The sequence below is a fragment of the Subtercola boreus genome (assembly GCF_003399645.1).
Lineage (GTDB): Bacteria > Actinomycetota > Actinomycetes > Actinomycetales > Microbacteriaceae > Subtercola > Subtercola boreus_A.
Map to the genome: position 1 here is coordinate 32,607 of NZ_NBXD01000021.1, position 22,877 is coordinate 55,483.

Genomic DNA, 22,877 nt, shown 5'->3' on the forward strand with positions numbered 1-22,877 from the left:
GCGTCGATTTTGCGCAGAAGCACCCAAACCCGCAGGGTTGGGTGCTTCTGCGCAAGACGGGCGGGTCAGATGGCCTTGACGTCGAGGTCGGCGGCAGCGGCGGTGTCGGGGGCGACGAAGGCGAAGGAGGTGAATCCGGATGCCGCGGCACGGTCGAGCTGCGCCTTCGTGTTCTTCGTGCGCTTCTCGAGTCGCACGCGGGTGCCGGCGGCGATGAGCTCGGTCTTCAGCGCGACCAGCTGCGCCGGGGTGGCGGATGCTTCGTGCAGGAGGAGCAGGGCATCCGTCGCCCCCGTGACATCCGCCTGCAGAAGGTCGACGATGCGCTCGAAGCCGATCGAGAAACCGCACGCGGCGACGTCGGTGCCGAGAAAACGGCCGATCATGCCGTCGTAGCGGCCGCCTCCCCCGAGTGAGAAGGTGAAGTCGGGGTGGGCGATCTCGAAGATCGTGCCCGTGTAGTAGCCCATACCGCGCACGAGGAACGGGTCGAAGTGCAGGCGCGCCGGGTCGACGACTTCGGCGAGTGCGGCCAAGTCCGCGATGAGGGCCGGGTCGATGCCCGCGGGCAGTGCCTTGGTGATGGCGCGCACGCCGAACGGGTTGAACTCCTTCGTCGTGATGCGGTGGAAGAACTTCTCGAGCGTATCGACCGCGTCCGGCGTGGCATCACGCTCGCGGAGCTCGGCGACGACGCCCTGCTCACCCACCTTGTCGAGCTTGTCGATGGTGATCAAGACCTGCGGATGCTCGGCTGAGGTGAATCCGAACACCTCGAGCATCGCCGTGAGCAGTCGACGGTCGTTGATGCGGATCGTGCACCCCTCGAGCCCCAGCTCGTCGAGCGTGGCGAGGGTGGCGGTGATGATCTCGGCCTCGGCGAGCTGGCTGGGCTCCCCGATGATGTCGATGTCGCACTGCACGAACTGGCGGTAACGACCCTTCTGCGGGCGCTCGGCGCGCCAGACCGGCGCGATCTGGATGGCCCGGAAGACGCTCGGCAGCTCACCGCGGTGGCTGGCGTAGAACCTGGCGAGCGGAACGGTGAGGTCGAAGCGCAGGCCCAGGTCGGCGAGCTGCTGTGCGTCGTCCGCCGCGGCAGCCGCCTCGATCTCGGCCTGCGGCAGCGCGCGCTTGAGCACACTGAAGCTGAGCTTCTCGTTGTCGCCGCCGAGCCCGGAGTGCAGGAGCTCGATGTCCTCCATCACGGGTGTCTCGATCTCGTCGAACCCGTGGGCGGTGTACGAACGACGGATGATGCCGAGCGCACGTTCGCGCGTCGCCTTCTCGGCGGGCAGAAAGTCGCGCATGCCGCGGGGCGGGGTTATTGCTTGGGCCATGCCCCAATTCTGCCAGTGGCGTGGGGACATGGCCGCCCGGGCGTGCTGCCCTCTAGGGTGTTTGCATGGGTTCTGCCAGTCTGACGACGTCGTCGGGGCGTGCTGCCCTCTAGGGTGTTTGCATGGGTTCTGCCAGTCTGACGACGTCGTCGATCGACCTCTCCAAGCGTGACCTGACGCTCGACATCGCCCGGGTGTTCTGCGTGTTGCTCGTCGTCGTCATCCACCTGCTGATGGTCGGCGTCGGGTTCGGCTCCGACGGCCAGCTCCTCGTCTCCCGTCCTCTCGGCGACCAGCCGTGGTTCGCCGCTGTGACGTGGATCGGCCAGATCATGCCGCTCTTCTTCGTGGTGGGCGGGTTCGCGAGTCTCACGGCCTGGCGGAGCACCCGGCGCCGAGGCGGCACGGCCGCAGACTTCGTGCGCACCCGCGTGCTGCGCCTCGCCCAGCCGGTGCTGCCGCTGTTCGTCTTCTACGTGATCGTCATCGGCGGCGCCCGGCTCATCGGCATCGATCCCGCGCTGCTCGACACCGTCGTGGTCGGCGCGGGTTCGCCGCTCTGGTTCCTCGCCGCCTACGGTCTCTGCCAGGCCCTCGTGCCGACGATGGCCGGCTTGCACGCCCGGTCACCCCGGGGCACTCTGGCCGTTCTGCTCGTCGGAGCGGTGGTGGCGGATGCCCTGCGGTACTCCAGCGGAATCGACGCCGTGGGCCTCGCCAACCTCTTTTTCGTGTGGCTGCTGGTGCAGCAGCTCGGGTTCTGGTACGCCGACGGCTGGTTCGACCGGCGGCGGTGGTGGCAGCTCGTGGCGATCGCGGCAGTGGCGTACGCGTCCCTGTTCCCGCTCACCGGGATCGGGCCGTACAGCGACGACATGCTGACGAACCTGAACCCTCCCACGCTGCCGCTGGTCGCGCTCGCGCTCGGGCAGGCGTGCATTCTGAGGCTGCTGCGGCCAGCTCTGGCGGCGCTCATGAACACGCACGCCACCCGCGCCTTCGTGTTCGTGGTCGGGTCGCGGCTGATGACGATCTACCTCTGGCACCTTCCGGTGATCATCCTGCTGTCGGGAGCGGCGCTGCTCATCCCCGGCGCGTCACCGACGCCCGCGGGCCCCGTGTGGTGGTGGAGCCGCACGATCGTCTTCGTGCTCGTGATGGCGGCGCTGTTCGGGCTGTCGTTCCTGGTGGGGCGCTGGGAGAAGCCGCGAGAGGTGGGAGCGACTCCCCCGGGCCGCATCGTGGCCCTGGCGGCCGTGCTGACCTTCGTGCCGGCGTTCTGCGTGATGCAGTTCTTCCTCGACCTGCCGTTCGCGGTACTCGGCGCGGTGTTCTACGGCACGGCGGTTCTGCTTCTCGGCCGGTGGCCCGGTGGGGCCGCGCGTCAGTCGGCGGCGGGAAGGCCCACGATTCCCGCGTCGAACCCGTCAAGCCCGTCGAACCCGTCGACCCCGTCGAACGTGTCGTCTGCCGGGACGGCGCCCCGGGCATCCTGAACCGGCGCCTGCTCCGCCTCACGGATCTCGGACTGCAACCCTCGGAGGGTCGCCCGCAGCGCCCGCTCGGCATCGAAGCCCTGGGCCTTCGCTGAGGCGACGATCGCCAGCAGCAGCGAGCCGAGCTCGTCTTCGTCGCCGACCGGGATGCTCGCCGGCGCATCGGCTTCGAGCAACCCCACCTTCTGCGCTTTGCCGAGCAGCTTGTCGGCGAGCGCCAGCGAGGGCATGCCCTGGGGAACCCCGTCGAGGACGCTCGTTCGTCCGGGCTTCTCCGTGCGCTTCAGATCGTCCCACATGCCCACGACGTCGTCGGCCGTGTGCGCTTCGACGTCACCGAAGACGTGCGGATGCCGCCCCACCATCTTCGCCGTCATGTGAGCCGCGACATCCTGGATGTCGAACGCCTCCCCCGGAGTGTGGGCCGCGAGGTCGGCGTGGAAGACGACCTGGTAGAGAACGTCTCCGAGCTCCTCGAGCAGGTCGTCACGGGTGCCGACCTCGATCGCCTCGATGAGTTCGTGCGACTCCTCGACGAGGTACTGCACCAGGGACTCGTGCGTCTGCTCGGCGTCCCACGGGCATCCACCCGGCGCCCGCAGCCGCGCGGTCACGGCGATGAGTTCGTCGAGCTTCGAGGGGGGTGTCTTCTCGGTCACGGGTGCCTCACGCTACGTGCGCCCGCACGGCGAGGGCGCTTCGATACACTGTAAGTGGTGAGCCGGGAAGTCTGGTCGGCAGAGTTTTCGACGACGCTTCCGGGAGGCACCATGACCGAGCAACCGCTCACTGCCCAGCTGTTCAGCGACGACCGTTCGGCGGAATCCTCCCGCCTCGGCGAGATTCTCCGCAAGGAGACCGTGGGTGGCGTCATCCTGGTGATCGCTGCGCTGATCGCCGTCGTGTGGGCCAATTCACCGATCGCCGACAGCTACTTCGCCCTGCGCGACTTTCGCATCGGGCCCGAGGCGCTGCACCTCGATCTGACCCTCGGCCAGTGGGCGTCCGACGGGTTGCTCGCGATCTTCTTCTTCCTGGTCGGGCTCGAGCTGAAACGGGAGTTCGTCGCGGGCGAACTGCGCAAGGTCAGCAAGGCGATCGTGCCTGTCTCTGCGGCCGTCGGCGGAGTCATCGTTCCGGCGCTCGTCTACACGGCCATCAACCTCGCCAGCCCGGAGACGGTGCGCGGCTGGGCCATCCCGACCGCGACCGACATCGCGTTCGCCGTGGCGGTGCTCGCGATCGTCGGCTCCCGGCTGCCGAGTGCGCTCCGCATCTTCCTGCTCACGCTCGCCGTGGTCGACGACCTCATCGCCATCGCGATCATCGCCTTTGTCTACACCACCGAGATCCAGCTCCTTCCGCTTCTGCTGGCGCTGGTACCGCTCGCGGCCTACACGATCCTCGCCCAGCGGTTCCGTCGGTTCTTCGGCATCCACACGTGGGCCCCCTGGCTGATCCTGTTGCCGATCGCGGTCACGGTCTGGGCGCTGATCCACGCCTCGGGTATCCACGCCACGGTCGCCGGTGTGCTGCTCGGCTTCGCCATTCCTGTCATCCGCAGCCAGGCGAGCGGCGGGCCGGATGCGGGGCCCGGTCTCTCCGAGGTCTTCGAGCACCGCTTCCGCCCGATCTCCACCGGCTTCGCGGTTCCCGTATTCGCGTTCTTTGCGGCGGGTGTCGCCGTCGGGGGCGCCGAAGGGTTCACGACCGCACTGGCGAGCCCGGTGACGATCGGCATCATCGTCGCGCTCGTGCTGGGTAAGCCGGTCGGCATCCTCCTGGCGACGTGGCTGACAACGCGGGCCACGCGGGCGGAGCTCGACCCCTCGATCAAGTGGATCGATCTCACCGGGGTGGCCTTCCTCGGCGGGATCGGGTTCACCGTCTCGCTCCTCGTCGCCGAACTCAGTTTCGGGCTCGGCAGTGTGCACGACGATGACGCCAAGGTCGCCATCCTGGTGGCCTCGGTGCTGGCTGCGCTGCTCGCCATCGCGGTGTTGCGGCCGCGCAACCACCTGTACAAGAAGCTGGAAGAGGCGCGGAATTGACGTGGGGGCGGTGAGGTCTGCGGGTGCCAGCGACGAGGGTGGTGGCACTCTCTCTGGCGTGGCCGGCCGGGGTCCTGGTGCGGCCCGGGGCACTGATGCGGGCCGGGGCACTGGTGCGGCCCGGGGCACTGATGCGGGCCGGGGCACTGGTGCGGCCCGGGGCACTGATGCGGGCCGGGGCACTGGTGCGGCCCGGGGCACTGGCGGCCGCTCCGGGGTGGCCCTGTGGCCCGTCGGGCTGGTCGTCGCGGGGCTGGCCTGCCAGGAGATCGGGGCGTCGTTCGCCGTCGCGCTCTTCCCGACCGTCGGTGCGCTCGGCATGGTCACCCTGCGGCTGGTGTTCTCAGCGATCGTGCTGATGCTCGTCTGCCGCCCGCGGCTCACCGGGTACAGCCGCAGCGACTGGATGATCGTGATCGCCTTCGGCCTCGTCGTCGGCGGCATGAACATGCTGTTCTACACGGCACTCGACAGGCTTCCGCTCGGAACCACGGTGACCATCGAGGTTCTGGGGCCGCTCATCCTGTCGGTCGTCGTCACTCGACGCGCATCCGCGTGGTTGTGGGCGGTGCTCGCATTCGCGGGGGTGATTCTGCTCAGCCAGGGTGGAGCATCCGCTCTCGACCCCATCGGAGTCGCTTTCGCCGCCGGAACCGGAGTGTTCTGGGCGGCCTACATCCTGCTCTCGGCCCGCACCGGGCAGCGCTTCCCGAAACTCGACGGCATCGCGATCGCAATGGTCGTGGGCGGCGTGATGTCGCTGCCGTTCGGGCTGCTCACCTCGGGGGTCATCCTCGTGCAGCCGAACGTTCTGCTGCTCGGGCTCGCGGTCGCCCTCCTCTCCTCGACCATCCCGTACGCGTTCGAACTGCTGGCGCTCCGGCGCATCCCCGAGGCGACCTTCTCTGTTCTGATGAGCCTCGCGCCCGCCATCGCGGCCCTGGCCGGCCTCGTCATCCTCGGCCAGGCACTCACCGGGGTGGAGGCGCTGGCGATCGCCCTCGTCATCGCGGCGAGCATCGGCGCCGTACGCGCCGCATCCCTCCGCGCGCGCCGCGCCGCGCCGCCGGCCCCCAGCGCTGCTCCCGCCGCCCCACCGGCCCCCGCTGAGCCACTGGCCTGACCTGCACCGCGTGATGCGTAAAAGAGGGTGTGCGCGGCGCAGCGTCTGAGCCCGACGCCGCTGCGGCTCTGATCCTCTTTCAGGCACCGGTTCGACGCGACACGGCATCGCGTCTCGGCTGGCAGAGGGCCGGGGACCCCACTCCGCGGCCGGGGGTCGGTGGGGCGGGGCAGAGGCGCTACTCCGCGGGGCGATGGGGGGGCGATCGGGGCGATGGGGCGCTGCGCCCGGCCTCGCTACTCCGCGGGGGCGGCCGCCGAAGCGACCGCAGCCGGCGCCGGGAAGATCGCTGCGAGCAGCCCCTCCACCCAAGCGATGAGCTCGGCGTCGGGCAGCGGATGCCCGTTCACCACCGGCATGGGAACCGACAGCGCCGCTGCCGCACCCATGTACCTGGCCGTCGGGTACATGCGCCGCAGGCGTGCCTGCACCGAGTCCGCGAGCGCGGCCGGAGCCACGCGCAGGTTCGACCCCATCGCGACGACCTCGGAGAGCCCGGTGCGCTGGGCCAACCGGCGCAGCTTCGAGACCGTGATGAGGTTCGTCACCTGCTCCGGGGGCTCGCCGTACCGGTCGGTCAGTTCCTCGAGCACCTGGTCGATCTGGCCTTCGGCCGCTGTCGGCGACGATGCCGTCGACAGTTTCTGGTACGCCTCGAGGCGCAGCCGCTCGCTGTCGACGTACCCCTCGGGAATGTGTGCGTCAACGGGCAGCTCGAGCCGCAGCTCGGTCTGGCCCTCGGCGACATCACCCCGGAAGGTCGAGACCGCCTCGCCGATCATCCGCAGATAGAGGTCGAAACCGACTCCGGCGATGTGGCCGGACTGTTCGCCACCGAGCAGGTTTCCGGCACCGCGGATCTCGAGGTCTTTGAGCGCGACCTGCATCCCCGAGCCGAGTTCGTTGTTGGCCGCGATCGTCGAGAGGCGGTCGTGGGCGGTCTCCGACAGTGGCTTCAGCTCGTCGTAGAGGAAGTACGCGTACGCCCGCTCTCGTCCCCGGCCGACCCGCCCACGCAGCTGATGGAGCTGCGACAGCCCGTACTTGTCGGCACGGTCGATGATCAGCGTGTTGGCGTTGGGGATGTCGAGCCCGGTCTCGATGATCGTGGTCGACACGAGAACGTCGAACTTGCGCTCCCAGAAGTCCACGATGACCTGTTCGAGCAGGTGCTCGGGCAGCTGCCCATGAGCGACGGCTATCCGAGCATCCGGAACCAGCTCGGCGATGTGCGACGCGACCCGGTTGATCGACGAGACGCGGTTGTGTACGAAGAACACCTGCCCCTCGCGGAGCATTTCGCGGTGGATGGCGGCCGCGATCTGGCGATCGGAGTTCGGGCCGACGTAGGTGAGGATCGGGTGCCGGTCTTCGGGCGGGGTCGCGAGCGTCGACATCTCGCGGATACCCGTCACCGCCATCTCGAGCGTGCGCGGGATGGGCGTGGCACTCATCGAGAGGATGTCGACGTTCGTCTTGAGCTTCTTCAGCTTGTCTTTGTGTTCGACGCCGAAACGCTGCTCTTCGTCGATGATCACCAGGCCGAGGTCTTTGAAGACCATCGACTCGGTCAGGATGCGATGGGTTCCGATGACCATGTCGATGGTTCCGTCGGCCAGGCCCGCCACCGTCTCGCGGGCCTCCTTGTCGGTCTGGAACCGCGACAGCGCACGCGTGTGCACTGGAAAACCTGCGAAACGTTCGCTGAAGGTCTCGAGATGCTGGCGAACGAGCAGGGTCGTGGGCACGAGCATTGCGACCTGCTTGCCCTCCTGGATGGCCTTGAACGCGGCGCGCACGGCGACCTCGGTCTTGCCGAAGCCGACGTCGCCGGCGAGCAGGCGGTCCATCGGGATGGGCCGCTCCATGTCGGCCTTGACCTCGTCGATCGTGGTGAGCTGGTCGGGCGTCTCCGCGAACGGGAACGCCTCCTCGAGCTCGCGCTGCCACGGAGTGTCGGGCCCGAACGCGTAGCCGCGCGACGCCATGCGGGCCGAGTAGAGCTTCACGAGCTCGACGGCGATGTCACGCACGGCCTTGCGGGCCTTCGTCTTGGCCGCAGACCAGTCGCTGCCGCCCATCTTCGACAGGGCCGGCGCCTCTCCCCCGACGTAGCGCGTCAGCAGGTCGAGCTGATCGGTCGGAACGTACAGCTTGTCGCCCGGGTACCCGCGCTTCGACGGAGCGTATTCGATGAGCAGGTACTCCCGCGTCGTCTTGACTGGGTTGCGACCACCGCTCGACACCTCGCGCTGCGTGAGTTCGAGAAACTTGCCGATGCCGTGCGTCTGGTGCACCACGATATCGCCGGCCTTCAACTGCAAGGGGTCGACGACGTTCTTGCGGCGGGTCGCCAGCTTCTTGACCTGTCGACCGTCGTATCCGGCGCTCCGGCCGTAGAACTCGCTCTCGCTAATCAGTGCCAGTTTGATCTCGGGCAGCTCGAAGCCGCTCTCGACGGTCGCCTTCACGAGATAGGCGATGCCGGGTTCCGGATGCTCGGGGTACCGCTCGACGACCCGCGCCGCAAGCTCCCGCTCGGCGAGAACGTCGCCCGCCCGCTCGACGAGCCCGTTGCCCGCCGCCACGACGGCCACGCTCCAGCCCTCGCGGAGGCGGGCCGCGACGTGCTCGAGGGCGCCCTCGACGTTTCCCTGGAAGCTCGGCACCGCATCGGCCTGGATGCGCACGTAATGCACGTCAGTGCTCACGATGGCTTCAAGATGCTCGTCGACGGATGCCGTACCGCTGTCGAACGTACTCAGGGTCCACCACGGACGGTGGATGCCGGCGGCGTCGCGCAGGTCGTTCAGCGTGATGAACTCGCCCGATGCCAGGTCTATCGGAGCCTCGGCTCCCGCTGTCGCGGCGTTCCACGCGGCCGACAGGAATTCGCGGTTCGTCTCTGTCAGGCTGACGGCACGACTCGCCACACGTTCGGGCGAGATGACCGCGATCGCCGAACCCTTCGGCAGGTAGTGGGTCACGGTGACCAGTCGGTCGAGCAGCGCAGGAGCGAGCGACTCCATCCCCTCGACGGGAATGCCCTGCCCGATCTTCTCGAGCAGCCCCGACAGGCTCGGGAACTCGTGCTGCATCTCCCGCGCCCGCTGCTTCACCGACTCACTGAGCAGAAGCTCGCGGCTCGGCGGAAGCTCGACGTCGTCGAACTGGTTCTCGAGCGAACGCTGGTCGGCGACCGAGAACCCGCGGATCTCCTCGATCTCGTCGCCGAAGAAGTCGACCCGCACCGGGTGCTCCGACACCGCCGGAAACACGTCGAGGATGCCGCCGCGCACCGCGAACTCGCCCCGCCTCGTGACCATGTCCACCCGCGAGTACGCCAGCTCGACGAGGTCGGTCGTGAGAGCTGCGAGGTCGTACCCCCGGCCGCCCTTGACGAGCCGAACCGGCTCGCGGTCGGCGAGGTTGTCGGCGAGCGGCTGCAGTGCGGCCCGCACCGAGGCGACGACGACCAGCGGGCGCGGACGCTTCGGCCCCTCTGCTTCGGCGATGGCGGCGGCCTTCTTCGCAGCCGCCTTCGAGCCCCTGCCCGCAGCTCCGGATGCGGCGGTGCCTGCACCGCCGGTCACGTCGGCAGCCAGAGCGGGAACCCCTGCCGCGTCGGCGGCGGCCGTCTCGGCACTCCACGCGGCGAGGCGCCGCAGCGCCGCGATGCGCTTGCCGACGATCTCGGCGCTCGGACTCAGCCTCTCGTGCGGCAGCGTCTCCCATGCGGGGAACTCGAGGATGTCGGCGCCCGGAGCCAGGCACTCCAGGCTCGCACGGAGGCTCTCGGAGTCGCGCCCGGTGGCGGTCACGACGAACAGCATCTGCGGCAGTCCCCGCTCGGCCCGCTGCGCGAGCAGCCCCGCCAGCAGCGGTGCGCGGAGCCCATCGGTGAGCGAGAAGTCAGCGTCTCGACCGGCCTCCGCCAGGGCGCCATCGAACGTCGAGGCGCGCGAAAGCGCCGAGATCAAGCCCTGAAGTATCACCCGCCCAATGTTACCGGCCCCCTCCGACACTCCCCCCGGTGGTTGACAGCAGAGCCCGGCAACGGGCTAGGCGGGGGGCGGGGCGTGGAACTGCTGCTGAGCTGCGGTCAGGCCGTCGGCGGCGGTCTTCGTGACGGCATCGGCGGCATCCGCCAGCAGATTGGGCAGGGCGCTGCGCTCGGTCGACGTGAAGTCGCGCAGCACGAAGTCGGCGGCACTCTGTCGGCCCGGTGGCCGGCCGATACCGACCCGCACGCGGGTGAACTCGGGGGTGCCCGAGGCGGCAATGATGTCGCGGATGCCGTTGTGTCCGCCGTGCCCGCCGCCGAACTTCAGGCGCAGGGTATCGAACGGAATGTCGAGTTCGTCGTGCACCACGATGAGGTGCGACGGCTCGATCGAGTAGTAGGAGAGCAGACCGGCGGTGGGCCCGCCCGAGTTGTTCATGTAGCTGTTCGGTTTGGCGAGCACGAAACGGGTTCCGCCGGGCGTCACGCGCCCCTCGGCCACCCGCGCGTTCGTTTTGTGCGCCTTGAACGAACCCGAGAACTGCGAGGCCAGCTCATCGAGCACCATCTGCCCGACGTTGTGGCGGTTGCCCGCATACTCGGGCCCCGGGTTGCCGAGCCCGACCACGAGCCACTGGTCGTCAGCCGCCATGGGCCACGCACCTTTCGAAAAAGAGGAGGAGAAAACAGAACGTGCCGCGGCGAACAAGGCCGCCGCGGCACGTCAGGTGAAGAAGGTGACCTACTCGGCCGCAGGGGCGTCCGTCGTCGAAGCGTCACCGGCCGACAGGCTGTCGCCCAGGTCCTGCTCCTCGGGAATCGACACGGCGACGATGAGCTGGTCTTCGTCACCCACGAGAACGGCGCCCTCGGGCAGCTCAATGTCCTTCGCGAGGATCTGGGTGCCGTCTTCGGCGCCCTCGACGTTGACGGTCACGCGCGACGGGATGTTCGTTGCGAGAACCTCGAGCAGCAGCGTGAAGGTGTCGAGCTCGGCGACGGTGCCGGAGGCCGGCTCGCCCTCGACCAGCACGGAGACCTCGACCTCGACGCGCTCGCCCTGGCGCACGGTGATCAGGTCGAGGTGCTCGATGATCTGGCGCACCGGGTCTTTCTGCACGTCTTTGACCAGTGCGAGCTGGGTCGCACCGTCGATGTCGAGCTCGATCAGAGCGTTCGACTTACGGATGAGCAGGAAGACCTCGTGGCCCGGCAGGCTCACGTGCTGCGGCGCACCGCCGTGGCCGTAGATCACAGCGGGGATTCTGCCGGCCGCGCGGAGCTTGCGCGCCGCACCCTTGCCGAATGAGGTGCGGGTCTCGGCCGCAATCTTGTTGTCGTCAGCCATGGTGTTCTCCTTGCGAACCCTGTGGGGCCCGCCGTCAGTATCTCGAATGAGTGGTGTCTCTAATGAGAGGGGGTGTGTGTTCAACTCGAACGCCTCAGCGTGAGGAAAGACCGTAAGCCTCTTCCACCGCGTCGATCACGGATGCACAGGCATCCCTCGCCGAAGTTCAGTGTGTGAGTCTACACGCCCGCCCGGAGCCACGCGACCGCCCGGTCGACGATCGAAGCGACGCCGTCTCCTGTGTCGAGCACGACCCCTCTCTCATCGGGCGTCAGCGGCTCGAGCGTGTCGAGCTGGGAGGCGAGCAGCTCGGGCGGCATGAAGTGGTCGGTTCGATGCACCATACGGGCCCGGATGAGGTCGGCACCCCCGGCCAGGTGCACGAACACGGCATCGGGTGCCGAACTCCGCAGAGCATCCCGGTAGACCTTCCTCAGGGCCGAGCACGCCACGATCGGGCCGTGGGCCGGCAGCGAGTGGAGGGCCTGGCCGACGCTGGCGAGCCACGGCTGCCGGTCGTCGTCGGTGAGCGGGATGCCGTGGGCCATCTTCTGCGTGTTCGCCTTCGAGTGCAGATCGTCGGCATCGATGAACGTCACGTCGAGGGCGGCGGCCAGCGCGATACCGATCGTCGACTTGCCCGACCCCGAGACGCCCATCACGACAACGGGCGGGAGCGGCGAGCAAGACGGCACCAGACGAGCCTAGCTGCCGCCGAGTGGCCCCCTCGCGATGAGCCAGGCGTCGAGCGCCATCGACGCCCCGTAGAGCACCACCAGCACGACGTACCCGAGCACCTCGCGCCGCGCGCCGATGCCGGGCGTGTGCCACCACGCGAAGACCCGGAAGATCCAGGGCGCCACCAGCCAGCCGAGCAGCTGGGTGCTGACCACGTTGCCGATGAACAGGCTGAGCCAGAACGGAACCCCGCTGAGGAAGGGTGTACCCACGAGGTACCCGAACAGAAAGACGATGGGGTACAGCACGAGCAGCACGAGCAGGTTGTCTTTGAAGATCATCAGCCTGCTGGGGCGATCCTGCCCCCAGAACCCGAAGCCGTACCGCGACTTCGACACGCGCATCTCGGAGTTGTAGGCCTCCCCCTCCGCCAGCAGCCTCTGCCGCTGCGGCGACTCGGTCCAGGCCGCCAGATGCTCGTCGGTGTCGAAGCTCAGGATGACCGTCCAGTCCTCTTGCACCCCCGGGGTCGGGCGTTCGATCTTGTGGCCCTGAAACCCGGGGAAGGCCGCCTCGGCGGCTGAGATCTTGCGCTGCCAGGCGAGGAATGCAGTCTCGCTCTTCGGGTCGACGCGGCTGGTCACGATGATCGATGCCGCATCCGGAATCGCCCGTTCGTTCTCGGTGACCAGGTGGATCTCCTCCTGCCCGACGAAGTGATCGGCGATCTCCTCGAACAGGGCCGCACGCTCGGAACTCTGCAACCAGCCGCGCGCCGCGTCGACGTCGACGAACCGTTGAACCAGGACCCAGTCGGTCTGGGTCGGCGGAGACGGCTCGATGACATCCCGGCCGAGAAATCCCGGCCACGTCGAGAGCACCGTTCCGAGCTTGCGCTGCCAGGTACGGTAGGTCTCGTCGCTGCCGGGCAGTACCCGGCGCTGGATGACCAGCGAGACGGCGGGCCCGGTGGCCCCGGCCGAGCCCGCGCCCCCGGCCCCGGGCGTCGGATCCACCCTGGTCATGTCGGTCAGGCCTTCCGGTAGGCGCGTTCGCCCATCACCCAGGTCTCGTCGACCGCACGCTCGTCGCCGACGATCATGATGCCGAAGAGCATGTTCGCAGCGTCGTCGACGGTCACCGGGTCGCCGCCGTCGGCGATGAGGGAGGAGTGCCAGTCCGCTCCGGGCGGGCCCTGCGTCCAGTCGAGGACGACGAAGTCCGCCTCCTTGCCCACCTCGAAGCTGCCGACCCTGTCGTCGATGTAGAGGCCCTCGGCACCACCCAGGGTGATCGACCAGAATGCCCGGTACGCAGAGAGCTTGTTGCGTTCGGCCTCCGCCGTATCCTTCAGTGAGGGATCGACGCTGCCGTCGAGAAGCGTGTTGTTGATCATGCCGACCTTGTACGCCCCGTCGAGCACGGCGAGCATGCTGAACCGGTTGCCGCCGCCCATGTCGGTGCCGAAGGTCATGCGCACACGCTGGTCGGGGTCGGTCGCCTTGCCGAGTCGGAACATGCCACTGCCGAGAAAGAGGTTCGAGTTGGGGCAGAACGTGACTGACGCCTCGGCCTCGTGCAGGCGCTTGTACTCCGAGTTCGACAGCCACACTGCGTGCCCCCCGGTGAACTTCGGACCGACGAGGTCGTACTTCTCGTAGACAGAGAGGTAGTCCTCAGCGCCCGGATGCACCGCGCCGACTCCGCGGATCTCGGCGGGGTTCTCTGAGATGTGGGTGTGCACCCAGGCATCCGGATGCTCGCGCTTCAGCTGCGCGCACTTCTGCAGCAGCTCGGGGCTGGCGCCGAACGCGAAACGCGGCGTGATGGCATAGAGGTTGCGGCCGACGTTGTGGTACTTCTCGATCAGAGTCTTACTGTCGGCATAGAAGTTGTCTGCGGTGTCGACGAAGTAGTCGGGGGCGTTCTGGTCGATTCCGGTGAGGCCGGTGATGACGCGCATGTTGCGGCGGGTGGCCTCTTCGAAGAGCTCTTCGGTGCAGACCGGAGAGCTGCTGGTGAAGGCCTGCACAGTCGTCGTTCCCGACATCAGCAGGTTGTCGAAGAAACGTACCGCCCCGTCTTTGGCGTAGCTGCGTTCGGAGTACCGTGCCTCTTCAGGAAAGACCCACTTCTGGAGCCAGGGCAGCAGCTGCTCACCGAACGCGCCGAGAACACGCGTCTGCGGAAAATGGATGTGCCCGTCGATGAACCCCGGCGTGATGATGCGGTGCTCGACGTGGGTGATGTCGATGTCGGCGAAGTCGTTCACGATCTCCTCGAACGGACCGAAGGCGATGATGATGCCGTCTTCCACGACGAGCAGCCCATCAGCGACGAATCGCGCGGAGGCCTCCTCGTCACCGACGTGCTTCCACGGGTCATCGATGAAGTCGAAGAAGGTGCCCCTGATCCCGCTGATACTCACGCTGTGTCGCCTCTCGTTGGATTCTCAGCGCGAGACTACTACCGTTCCATTTCACGAAAGGAGAACCTCGACCCTGATGCACCCCAATGGGGGTGAAAGGCCCTCTCAAGCAGACACCGGTACGCTGGAGAACCAGTACTTATCTGGAGGATGAACTATGGCTGACACACGCGAAGCGACCGCGAACATCGGCGTCGTCGGGCTCGCCGTGATGGGCTCGAACCTGGCACGCAACCTCGCCAGCCGCGAGGGCAACACTGTAGCGGTGTACAACCGCTCGACCGAGCGTACGACGCTGCTGCTCGAGGAACATCCTGAAGCCGGCTTCGTCGCCGCAACGAAGATCGAGGACTTCGTCGCCTCCCTCACCAAGCCGCGCACGGCGATCATCATGGTGCAGGCCGGCAAGGGCACCGACGCCGTCATCTCCCAGCTCGCCGAGCTGTTCGAACCGGGCGACATCATCGTCGACGGCGGAAACTCCCTCTTCACCGACACCATCCGCCGCGAGGAGGACATCACTCCGACCGGCATCCACTTCGTCGGCACCGGCATCTCGGGCGGCGAGGAGGGCGCCCTCAAGGGCCCCTCGATCATGCCCGGTGGTTCGGATGAGTCGTGGCAGACGCTCGGCCCGATCCTCGAGTCCATCGCCGCGATCGCCGAGGGCGAGCCCTGCGTGACGCATGTGGGCACCGGCGGGGCCGGCCACTTCGTCAAGATGATCCACAACGGCATCGAATACGCCGACATGCAGCTCATCGCCGAGTCGTACGATCTGCTCACGAAGGTCGGCGCTCTCACACCCCGCGCCGCCGCCGACGTGTTCACCGAGTGGAACTCGGGCGACCTCGAGTCGTACCTCATCGAGATCACGGCCGAGGTTCTGAAGCAGGTCGACGCCGAAACGGGCAAGGCCTTCGTCGACGTGGTGCTCGACCAGGCCGGATCCAAGGGCACAGGCGTCTGGACCGTGCAGAACGCGCTCGACCTGGGCGTACCCGTGGGGGGCATTGCCGAGGCCGTTTTCGCGCGGGCCGTGTCGTCGCATCCGGAGCAGCGCGAAGCGGCGCAGGCCGTCATCTCCTCGCGCCCCGAGCCCGTGTCGGTGGGCGAGTCGTTCTCAGACGACGTGAACGCCGCGCTCTACGCCTCGAAGGTCGTGGCGTACGCGCAGGGCTTCGACGCCATCATCGCCGGTGCCGAGAAGTACGGCTGGGAGATCGACAAGGGCAACATCGCGAAGATCTGGCGGGGTGGCTGCATCATCCGTGCGCAGTTCCTCAATCGCATCGTCGAGGCCTACGAGAAGAACCCCGGGCTGAAGACCCTGCTGGCCGACCCCTACTTCGCCTCGGCGGTCGCCAACGGCGAAGCCGCCTGGCGCCGTATCGTGTCGACCGCAGCGCTGTCGGGTATCCCTGTTCCCGGCTTCTCGTCGGCACTCAGCTACTACGACTCGCTCGCGTCGAAGCGCCTTCCGGCGTCGCTCGTGCAGGCCCAGCGCGACTTCTTCGGAGCGCACACCTACAAGCGCGTCGACAAAGAGGGCACGTTCCACACGCTCTGGTCGGGCGACCGCACCGAGATCGAGACCGAGGGCAGCTCGCACTGAGCAGCGAATCGTTGTAGGACCGTTGGCTGACGTTTCGAATGGGGCGAGTATTGGGCGGAGAATTGTCGCATGGCTGATTCTCCGCTTTCCGTCGTTCTCGTCACCGGCACCTCCACGGGCATCGGCCTGCACACCGCCGTCGCCGCCGCGCTTGCGGGCTGGCAGGTCGTCGCCACGGTGCGCCGGGAGGGCAGCGACGTCGATCTCCGCGCTGCGGTGAACGATGCAGGGGTGGGCGAACACGTCGAGGTACGGATGCTCGACATCACCGATCCGGCAGCCGTGACCGCCCTCGTCGCTGACGTCGTCGCCGCGCACGGGCACCTCGACGCCGTCGTGAACAACGCCGGCCAGGGTCACATCGGAACCGTCGAGCAGGACGACCTCGGCGCCATCCGGCAGGTCATGGAGACGAACTACTTCGGTGTCGTCAACGTCACCAAGGCGGCGATGCCCCACCTCCGGGCGTCCGCGGGTCGCCTCGTCACGGTCACCAGCGTGGGGGGCGTCGTCGGCCAGCCGTTCAGCGAGAGCTACTGCGCTGCGAAGTTCGCCGTCGAGGGCATGATGGAGAGCCTGCACCCGGTCGCCGCCGCGGTCGGTGTGCGGGTGACGGTCGTCGAACCCGGCGCCGTCGCTACCTCGTTCGTCGCCAACGTCGGCGACAGCATCCGCTTGTTCGCCGGCGATGCCGGGGTCTACCGTCCGGCGCTCGAGAGCTACCTCGCCAGAAGCAGCGGCGCCTTCGAGAACGCCCAGCTGCCCCAGGGAGTCGCCGAGGTCATCGTGGGGGTGCTGCAGGATGCGCAGCCGCCGTTCAGGGTGCAGAGTTCACAGAGCGCAACGGCGTTCGTCGGGATGAAGCTGGGCGACCTCGACGGCAGCGTCGTGACGGGGGCGACGACCGCGTGGATCGCATGAACGAGTACGACGACGAACCCGAGCTGGCGGGGTACGAGCCGCTCTCCGGCCGTCCGCTGCGGAGTGCGCGAAAGGTGCGCATGATGCGTGCCGTCGTGATTCTCGGCATTGTCGCGCTGGTGCTGCCGGGCATCCTGACGACCTACAGCCTCGCCAAGTCGACGGCCGGCGCTGCCTGTGCGGCGAACGTCGCCTACCGGGTGCCCAGCGCGAAGTCGTCGTCAGCGCGCTTCGAGCTGTTCGGGCCGAGCGGCGTGGGCTGGGTGTGCTACTCGGTGGGGGCCTACGGCGGTGACCGCAGACCGGTGGCGCCGCTCGGGCTCATCCCGACCTACCCCACACCCGCGGAACTGCAGCAGCTCACCCCCGGCGACCCGCTCAACCCCTAGGCCCGCTCAACCCCTAGGCCCGCTCAACCCCTAGGCGGCAGCCGAGCGCCGCCGGGGTTTTGCACAAAAGCACCCATGGCCTTCGGCTTGGGTACTTGTGCGCAAAACGCAAGGGAGAACGGGCCGCGGCTCAGAGGCCCAGGCGCGACTTCACTTCCATTGCCGAGGGGTTCGTGGCGCTCGATCCGTCGGGGAAGAGCACGGTGGGCACGGTCTGGTTGCCACCGTTCAGAGCCGCCACGAGGTCAGCGGTGCCCTCGACCTCCTCGATGTTGACCTCGGTGTAGCCGATGCCGTCTTTGTCGAGCTGCTTCTTCAGCCGTGCACAGTACCCGCACCAGGTCGTCGAGAACATGGTGATGGTGGAGTCGGCGGGGAGGAAGTCGGTTGTCGTCGTCATAGTCGCATCAACCTCGCGCCTGGCAGGTTTATTTCCCGACCGCAGCGCGGTATCAGGCGTCGCCGTCGAACATCGACGTGACCGACCCGTCGTCGAACACCTCGTGGATCGCCCGCGCCAGCAGCGGAGCGATCGGCAGCACGGTGAGCGACGGAAAGCGCTTCTCCTCGGGGATGGGCAGCGTGTCGGTCACCACGACCGAGTCGATGAAGTCCGACTGCAGGATCTCGTAGGCCGGGTCGGAGAACACCGCGTGCGTCGCCGCCACGATGACGCCCTTGGCGCCCGCGTTCTTCAGGGCTTCGGATGCTGCGACGATCGTTCGCCCGGTGTCGATCAGGTCGTCCACCAGCAGGCACCAGCGGTCTTTCACATCACCGACGATCTCGTGCACCGACACCTGGTTCGGCACGAGCGGGTCCCGACGCTTGTGGATGATCGCCAGGGGTGTACCGAGCTTGTCGCTCCACACATCGGCGACCCGCACGCGGCCCATGTCGGGCGAGACGACGGTGAGCTGGTCGAGGTCGAAGGTCTTGCGCACGTGCTCCATCAGCACCGGCATCGCGAACAGGTGGTCGACGGGCCCGTCGAAGAAGCCCTGGATCTGCGGGGCGTGCAGGTCGACCGACATGATGCGGTCGGCGCCCGCTGCCTTGAAGAGGTCGGCGACGAGCCGCGCGGAGATGGGCTCGCGGCCGCGGTGCTTCTTGTCCTGCCGGGCGTACGGGTAGAACGGCGCCACCACGGTGATGCGCTTCGCCGAGGCCCGCTTCAGCGCATCGACCATGATGAGCTGCTCCATGAGCCACTCGTTGATGGGCGTGGAGTGCGACTGGATGACGAACACGTCGCTGCCGCGAACGCTGCCGTTGAAACGCACATACAGCTCGCCGTTCGCGAAAGTGTGGGAGGTGCTGCTGATCAGCCCCGTGTCGAGCTCGGCCGCTATGGCCTCTGCGAGGGCCGGATGCGCGCGGCCCGTCGCGAGAACGAGGTGCTTTTCACCGTTGGCCGTGATCTCAGACACTTATTCTCCTGGATTCTCAGCGCCGGATGCCGCTGGTGTGGAATTGTCGGGGCCCTGCTCGTCAAGCGCAGCCTTCGTGAGCGCCGCCTTCGCCGCCCGGTCGGCAGCCGATCCCTCGCGGTGCGCAGCCACCCATCCTTCGAGGTTGCGCTGCGGCGCGATGTTCACGGCCAGCGACCCCGGCGGAACGTTCTTGCGAACGACCGTGCCGGCAGCGCTGTACGCTCCGTCTCCAATAGTAACGGGGGCGACGAAGACGTTGTGCGACCCGGTGCGCACCTCAGAGCCCACCTCGGTGTGGTTCTTCACCACCCCGTTGTAGTTCGCGAAGATCGTGGCCGCGCCGATGTTCGACCCAGCTCCGATGTGCGCGTCACCGACGTACGACAGATGGGGAACCTTGCTGCCCTCGCCGATCTGGGCGTTCTTCGTCTCGACGAAGGTGCCGATCTTGCCGTTCGCGCCCAGCACGGTGTTGGGCCGCAGGTAGGCGAAGGGCCCGACAGACGCCCCTGCTCCGATGACGGAGAGCTCGGCATCCGTTCTCTTCACCGTCGCACCCGCACCCACCTCGCAGTCGACGAGCGTGGTGTCGGGGCCGACCACGGCGCCGCGGGCGATGACGGTCGCGCCGCGGATCTGCGTACCGGGCAGCAGCGTCACGTCGGGCTCGATGCTCGCCTTGAGGTCGATCCAGGTCGTCGCCGGGTCGTGCACGGTCACGCCGGCCAGCTGCCAGCCCCGGATGATCAGGGCATTCATCTTGGCGGCGGCTTCGCTCAGCTGGGCGCGGTCGTTGATGCCGGCGACGAGCCACGATTCGGCGACGGGCAGAACGCTGACCTCGGAGCCGGCCCTTCGCAGAAGTTCCACCACATCGGTGAGGTACTTCTCGCCCTGGGCATTGTGAAGGGTGAGCTGCGGCAGCAGGTCGCGCAGCTCGGCGACGCCGAACATGTAGACGCCGGCGTTGATCTCGGCGATCGCCCGTTCGCTCTCCGTCGCGTCGCGGTGTTCGACGATGCGGTCGACGCTCGGCTCATCGACACTGTGACGGATGATCCGGCCGTAGCCCGAGGGGTCGTCGAGGTAGGCCGAGAGGAGGGTGGCAGACGCCTTCGAGCGCCGGTGCTCTGCGACGAGACCCGACAGCGTCTGCACGTCGAGCATGGGTGTGTCGCCGTTCATCACCAGAACGTCGCCGTCGAAGCCCAGCGGCAGGGCATCCATCGCCTGCTCTACAGCGCGACCGGTTCCGGGTACGTCGTCCTGGTCGACCACGAGACCGTCGGGCAACTGGTCGGTGATCACGTCGACGAGACGGTCGCGCTCGTGGCGCACGACGGCGATCGTGTAGGCCGCATCGAGCTCGCGGGCGGTGGCGAGAACGTGGCTGACGATGGGGATACCCGCCAGGTGGTGCAGGAGCTTCGGGGTCTCGGATTTCATTCGCGTACCCTGCCCGGCGGCGAGGATGATGATCGCGAGTCTGGAGTCGGTCATGTTTCTCTCACATTCTGGTGATCAGCGCTCCGCCTCCAGGATTCGAACCTAGTCCTAACAGCTCCAAAGGCTGTCGTGCTGCCGTTACACCAAGGCGGAATGCCCGAGGCTCACGCCGCGTGCAAGGGTCAAGTCTGCCAGATCGAGCGGCTCACCGTGTCGCCGTCTCGGCAGATGCGCACGGCACTTCGGCGATAATGACAGGATGCCCGAACCGGAATCCACAGACTCCGTCGACTCCATCGTCGACGCGTGGAAGCGCGAGCGCCCCGACCTCGACTTCTCACCGCTGCAGGTGCTGTCGCGGGTCTGGCGGCTCTCCCGGCACCTCGACCGGGCGCGCCGGACCTCCTTCGGAACGAGCGAACTCGACTCCTGGGAGTTCGACGTTCTCTCGGCGCTCCGCCGCGCCGGCCGGCCCTACCAGCTGAGCCCGAAAGCGCTGCTGGAGGAGACCCTGGTGTCATCGGGCACGATGACGAACCGCATCGACCGCCTCGTCGCACGGGGGCTCGTCGAACGGCGCACCGACCCGCACGATGGTCGCGGCATCCTGGTCACGATGACAGCCGACGGGGTCGCCCGGGTCGACCGGGCCATCGACGAGCTCGTGATCAGCGAGACGCAGTTGCTCTCGGGCCTTTCGAAGCCCGACCAGGAGCGCTTGGCCGGACTCCTCCGAAAGCTCTCCCGCGACTTCGGCTGAGCCCCTCTTCTCAGGCGAGCAGCTCCGAGAGCTCGAGCCACCTCAGCTCGAGGTCTGCGAGGGTGGCCTGGGCGGTGTCGAGCTCGGCCGAGAGCGCCCCGAGGCCGGTGTAGTCGCTCGCGTCGTGGGTCGCCATCTTCTCGTGGATGCCGGCGACCTGGGTGCCGTACTTCTCCATGCGGCGGTTCACGGAGGCGAGCTCCTTCTGCGCGTTGCGGAGCTCGGCGCCGCCGAGGGCGGGCTTCGACGGTGCGGCCTTACCCGCCGAGGGCGACTCCGAAGGGCTGGAGGTCGAACCCTTCGTGCCGTTCTTCTGCTGCAGCGCGCGCACCTCGAGGTACTGGTCGACGCCCCGGGGCAGGTGGATGAATCCACCCTCGATCACGGCGTACTGGTTGTCGGTGACGCGCTCCAGCAGGTACCGGTCGTGCGAGACGACCAGCAGCGTGCCCGGGTAGGTGTCGAGCAGGTCTTCGATCGCCGCCAGCATGTCGGTGTCGAGGTCGTTGGTCGGCTCATCCAGAATCAGCACGTTCGGCTCGCTGAGCAGGATCAGCAGCAGCTGCAGGCGGCGTTTCTGCCCGCCCGAGAGGTCTTTCACCGGGGTCGAGAGCTGCGCGCTCGTGAAGCCGACACGCTCCAGCAGTTGGGTGGGCGTCATCTCCTTGCCGCCGCTGACGTACGAACTGCGCTGGCGGCCGATCACGTCGCTGACGCGGTCGTTCAGGATGTCGTCGAGCTCGAAGAGCTGCTGGGTCAGCGTCGCGACGCGGATGGTCTTGCCGCGCTTCACCTTCCCTGTCGTGGGTTGGAGCGATCCGGAGACCAGGCTCAGCAGGGTGGACTTGCCGGCCCCGTTGATGCCGAGCACACCGGTGCGCTCCCCCGGAGCGATTCGCCACGTCACATCGTGCAGCACCCTCTTCTCACCGGTCGCGCCGTCGTACACGACGCCGACGTTCTCGAGGTCGACCACGTCTTTGCCGAGGCGCTGCATCGCCATCGACGCGAGCGACACCGAGTTGCGGGCGGGCGGCTCGTCGGCGATCAGCGCGTTGGCGGCGTCGATGCGGAACTTCGGCTTCGCCGTGCGGGCCGGGGCGCCGCGCCGAAGCCACGCGAGCTCCTTCTTCATGAGGTTCTGGCGCTTGGACTCCATCGTCGCCGCCATCGTGTCGCGCTCGACGCGCTGCAGGATGTACGCGGCATAGCCGCCCTCGAACGGCTCGATGAGGCGGTCGTGCACCTCCCACGTCGCGGTGCAGATCTCGTCGAGGAACCACCGGTCGTGTGTGACGACCACGAGCCCGCCGGCGTTCGGCGACCAGCGGCGCTTGAGATGACCGGCGAGCCAGGCGATGCCCTCCACGTCGAGGTGGTTGGTCGGTTCGTCGAGGAAGATGATGTCGTGGTCGCCGATGAGCAGCGCTGCGAGCGCGATGCGCCGGCGCTGGCCGCCCGAGAGGTCTTTCACGTCGGCGTCCCACGGGATGTCGCTGGCCAGGCCCGCGATCACGTCACGCACGATGGGGTCGCCGGCCCAGACGTGCTCCTCGATGTCGCCGACGATGGTCTGCCCGACCGTCAGCGCGTCGTCGAGTGTGTCACTCTGGTCGAGTACGGCGAGCGTCACCCCGTTGCGGCGGGTGACCCTACCGGAGTCGGGCTCGAGGCGCCCGGCGAGCATCCGGAGCAGGGTCGACTTGCCGTCGCCGTTGCGCCCGACGATGCCGATGCGGTCGCCCTCATTGATGCCGATGGTGACGTCGTCGAAGATGACGCGCGTCGGAAATTCGAGATGGAGGGACTCGGCCCCCAGTAGATGTGCCATTACCTCAAGTTCACC

General features: G+C 67.8%; 19 protein-coding genes and 1 tRNA gene. 7 read left to right on the forward strand and 13 right to left on the reverse strand.

Features of this window, described 5'->3' with window-relative positions; genetic code table 11:
- Positions 1 to 65 precede the first annotated feature (65 nt).
- Positions 66 to 1,340 carry a histidine--tRNA ligase gene (hisS, locus tag B7R24_RS11090; protein ID WP_116419042.1) on the reverse strand — a complete coding sequence of 425 codons (1,275 nt, stop codon included), beginning with the start codon at positions 1,338 to 1,340 and terminating at the stop codon, positions 66 to 68.
- Between the two features lie 122 nt (positions 1,341 to 1,462).
- Here hisS and B7R24_RS11095 point away from each other — a divergent pair, with 122 nt between their 5' ends.
- Positions 1,463 to 2,836, forward strand: a complete 1,374-nt coding sequence (locus B7R24_RS11095) for an acyltransferase family protein (protein WP_116419043.1) — start codon at positions 1,463 to 1,465, stop codon at positions 2,834 to 2,836.
- Here B7R24_RS11095 and B7R24_RS11100 read toward each other — a convergent pair.
- The gene (locus B7R24_RS11100; RefSeq protein WP_116419044.1) at positions 2,725 to 3,495 is read right to left on the reverse strand and encodes a MazG family protein; all 771 of its coding nucleotides are present in this window, start codon (positions 3,493 to 3,495) and stop codon (positions 2,725 to 2,727) included. The two genes, B7R24_RS11095 and B7R24_RS11100, sit on opposite strands and share 112 nt — an antisense overlap.
- 111 nt (positions 3,496 to 3,606) lie before the next feature.
- On the opposite strand from B7R24_RS11100, the gene nhaA reads away from it, so the two are divergent.
- Both nhaA and B7R24_RS11110 read left to right on the forward strand, forming a co-directional pair.
- The gene (gene nhaA / locus B7R24_RS11105) at positions 3,607 to 4,887 is read left to right on the forward strand and encodes a Na+/H+ antiporter NhaA (protein ID WP_116419078.1); all 1,281 of its coding nucleotides are present in this window, start codon (positions 3,607 to 3,609) and stop codon (positions 4,885 to 4,887) included.
- Positions 4,888 to 5,104: 217 nt separating this feature from the next.
- Positions 5,105 to 6,010, forward strand: coding sequence for an EamA family transporter (locus B7R24_RS11110; RefSeq protein WP_253259419.1), 906 nt, complete (start codon positions 5,105 to 5,107; stop codon positions 6,008 to 6,010).
- 236 nt (positions 6,011 to 6,246) lie between these two features.
- Here the strand turns inward: B7R24_RS11110 and mfd are convergent, their stop codons facing one another.
- The 6 genes from mfd to guaD all read right to left on the reverse strand — a co-directional run bounded on the left by mfd (position 6,247) and on the right by guaD (position 14,467).
- A complete protein-coding gene (mfd, locus tag B7R24_RS11115) occupies positions 6,247 to 10,005 on the reverse strand; it encodes a transcription-repair coupling factor (RefSeq protein ID WP_253259420.1) in 3,759 nt (1,252 codons plus the stop codon).
- A gap of 66 nt (positions 10,006 to 10,071) precedes the next feature.
- Entirely contained in the window at positions 10,072 to 10,665 is a 594-nt protein-coding gene (pth, locus tag B7R24_RS11120; protein WP_116419046.1) for an aminoacyl-tRNA hydrolase, read from the reverse strand.
- 90 nt (positions 10,666 to 10,755) lie between these two features.
- Positions 10,756 to 11,361 (reverse strand): 50S ribosomal protein L25/general stress protein Ctc, encoded by a 606-nt coding sequence (locus tag B7R24_RS11125; RefSeq protein WP_116419047.1) that lies wholly within the window; start codon positions 11,359 to 11,361, stop codon positions 10,756 to 10,758.
- A gap of 179 nt (positions 11,362 to 11,540) precedes the next feature.
- Complete coding sequence (locus tag B7R24_RS11130; RefSeq protein ID WP_253259421.1) at positions 11,541 to 12,056, reverse strand: gluconokinase; 516 nt, start codon at positions 12,054 to 12,056, stop codon at positions 11,541 to 11,543.
- Positions 12,057 to 12,065: 9 nt separating this feature from the next.
- Complete coding sequence (locus tag B7R24_RS11135; RefSeq protein ID WP_116419049.1) at positions 12,066 to 13,064, reverse strand: antibiotic biosynthesis monooxygenase; 999 nt, start codon at positions 13,062 to 13,064, stop codon at positions 12,066 to 12,068.
- Between the two features lie 5 nt (positions 13,065 to 13,069).
- Positions 13,070 to 14,467, reverse strand: a complete 1,398-nt coding sequence (gene guaD, locus B7R24_RS11140) for a guanine deaminase (RefSeq protein WP_116419050.1) — start codon at positions 14,465 to 14,467, stop codon at positions 13,070 to 13,072.
- Positions 14,468 to 14,624: 157 nt separating this feature from the next.
- Between guaD and gndA the strand changes: the two genes are divergently transcribed.
- The 3 genes from gndA (at position 14,625) to B7R24_RS11155 (ending at position 17,392) form a co-directional block, all read left to right on the forward strand.
- Positions 14,625 to 16,082 (forward strand): NADP-dependent phosphogluconate dehydrogenase, encoded by a 1,458-nt coding sequence (gene gndA / locus B7R24_RS11145; protein ID WP_116419051.1) that lies wholly within the window; start codon positions 14,625 to 14,627, stop codon positions 16,080 to 16,082.
- A gap of 69 nt (positions 16,083 to 16,151) precedes the next feature.
- Positions 16,152 to 17,003: an SDR family NAD(P)-dependent oxidoreductase gene (locus B7R24_RS11150; RefSeq protein WP_116419052.1), complete on the forward strand. Its 852-nt coding sequence runs from the start codon at positions 16,152 to 16,154 to the stop codon at positions 17,001 to 17,003.
- Positions 17,000 to 17,392: a hypothetical protein gene (locus tag B7R24_RS11155; RefSeq protein ID WP_116419053.1), complete on the forward strand. Its 393-nt coding sequence runs from the start codon at positions 17,000 to 17,002 to the stop codon at positions 17,390 to 17,392. Before B7R24_RS11150 ends, B7R24_RS11155 begins: the two co-directional genes overlap by 4 nt.
- Positions 17,393 to 17,522: 130 nt before the next feature.
- Here B7R24_RS11155 and B7R24_RS11160 read toward each other — a convergent pair whose 3' ends face one another.
- The 4 genes from B7R24_RS11160 to B7R24_RS11175 form a co-directional block, all read right to left on the reverse strand.
- Positions 17,523 to 17,792, reverse strand: coding sequence for a mycoredoxin (locus B7R24_RS11160; RefSeq protein ID WP_116419054.1), 270 nt, complete (start codon positions 17,790 to 17,792; stop codon positions 17,523 to 17,525).
- A gap of 52 nt (positions 17,793 to 17,844) precedes the next feature.
- Positions 17,845 to 18,822 (reverse strand): ribose-phosphate diphosphokinase, encoded by a 978-nt coding sequence (locus B7R24_RS11165; protein WP_116419055.1) that lies wholly within the window; start codon positions 18,820 to 18,822, stop codon positions 17,845 to 17,847.
- Positions 18,823 to 20,325, reverse strand: a complete 1,503-nt coding sequence (glmU, locus tag B7R24_RS11170; RefSeq protein WP_116419056.1) for a bifunctional UDP-N-acetylglucosamine diphosphorylase/glucosamine-1-phosphate N-acetyltransferase GlmU — start codon at positions 20,323 to 20,325, stop codon at positions 18,823 to 18,825.
- A 27-nt stretch (positions 20,326 to 20,352) separates the two neighbouring features.
- A tRNA-Gln gene (locus B7R24_RS11175) sits at positions 20,353 to 20,424 on the reverse strand.
- A 106-nt stretch (positions 20,425 to 20,530) separates the two neighbouring features.
- Here B7R24_RS11175 and B7R24_RS11180 point away from each other — a divergent pair.
- Positions 20,531 to 21,031 (forward strand): MarR family winged helix-turn-helix transcriptional regulator, encoded by a 501-nt coding sequence (locus tag B7R24_RS11180; RefSeq protein WP_116419057.1) that lies wholly within the window; start codon positions 20,531 to 20,533, stop codon positions 21,029 to 21,031.
- A gap of 10 nt (positions 21,032 to 21,041) precedes the next feature.
- On the opposite strand, the gene B7R24_RS11185 is transcribed toward B7R24_RS11180, so the two are convergent.
- On the reverse strand, positions 21,042 to 22,862 hold the full coding sequence (locus B7R24_RS11185; protein WP_116419058.1) for an ABC-F family ATP-binding cassette domain-containing protein: 1,821 nt from the start codon (positions 22,860 to 22,862) through the stop codon (positions 21,042 to 21,044).
- Between the last annotated feature and the right edge of the window lie 15 nt (positions 22,863 to 22,877).

Bases quoted from the DNA above. Each gene is read 5' to 3' on its own strand.
- hisS (WP_116419042.1), bottom strand. From the start codon at position 1,340: ATGGCCCAAGCAATAACCCCGCCCCGCGGCATGCGCGACTTTCTGCCC.
- B7R24_RS11095 (WP_116419043.1), top strand. From the start codon at position 1,463: ATGGGTTCTGCCAGTCTGACGACGTCGTCGATCGACCTCTCCAAGCGT.
- nhaA (WP_116419078.1), top strand. From the start codon at position 3,607: ATGACCGAGCAACCGCTCACTGCCCAGCTGTTCAGCGACGACCGTTCG.
- pth (WP_116419046.1), bottom strand. From the start codon at position 10,665: ATGGCGGCTGACGACCAGTGGCTCGTGGTCGGGCTCGGCAACCCGGGG.
- B7R24_RS11125 (WP_116419047.1), bottom strand. From the start codon at position 11,361: ATGGCTGACGACAACAAGATTGCGGCCGAGACCCGCACCTCATTCGGC.
- B7R24_RS11135 (WP_116419049.1), bottom strand. From the start codon at position 13,064: ATGACCAGGGTGGATCCGACGCCCGGGGCCGGGGGCGCGGGCTCGGCC.
- gndA (WP_116419051.1), top strand. From the start codon at position 14,625: ATGGCTGACACACGCGAAGCGACCGCGAACATCGGCGTCGTCGGGCTC.
- B7R24_RS11150 (WP_116419052.1), top strand. From the start codon at position 16,152: ATGGCTGATTCTCCGCTTTCCGTCGTTCTCGTCACCGGCACCTCCACG.
- B7R24_RS11155 (WP_116419053.1), top strand. From the start codon at position 17,000: ATGAACGAGTACGACGACGAACCCGAGCTGGCGGGGTACGAGCCGCTC.
- B7R24_RS11160 (WP_116419054.1), bottom strand. From the start codon at position 17,792: ATGACGACGACAACCGACTTCCTCCCCGCCGACTCCACCATCACCATG.
- glmU (WP_116419056.1), bottom strand. From the start codon at position 20,325: ATGACCGACTCCAGACTCGCGATCATCATCCTCGCCGCCGGGCAGGGT.
- B7R24_RS11180 (WP_116419057.1), top strand. From the start codon at position 20,531: ATGCCCGAACCGGAATCCACAGACTCCGTCGACTCCATCGTCGACGCG.
- B7R24_RS11185 (WP_116419058.1), bottom strand. From the start codon at position 22,862: ATGGCACATCTACTGGGGGCCGAGTCCCTCCATCTCGAATTTCCGACG.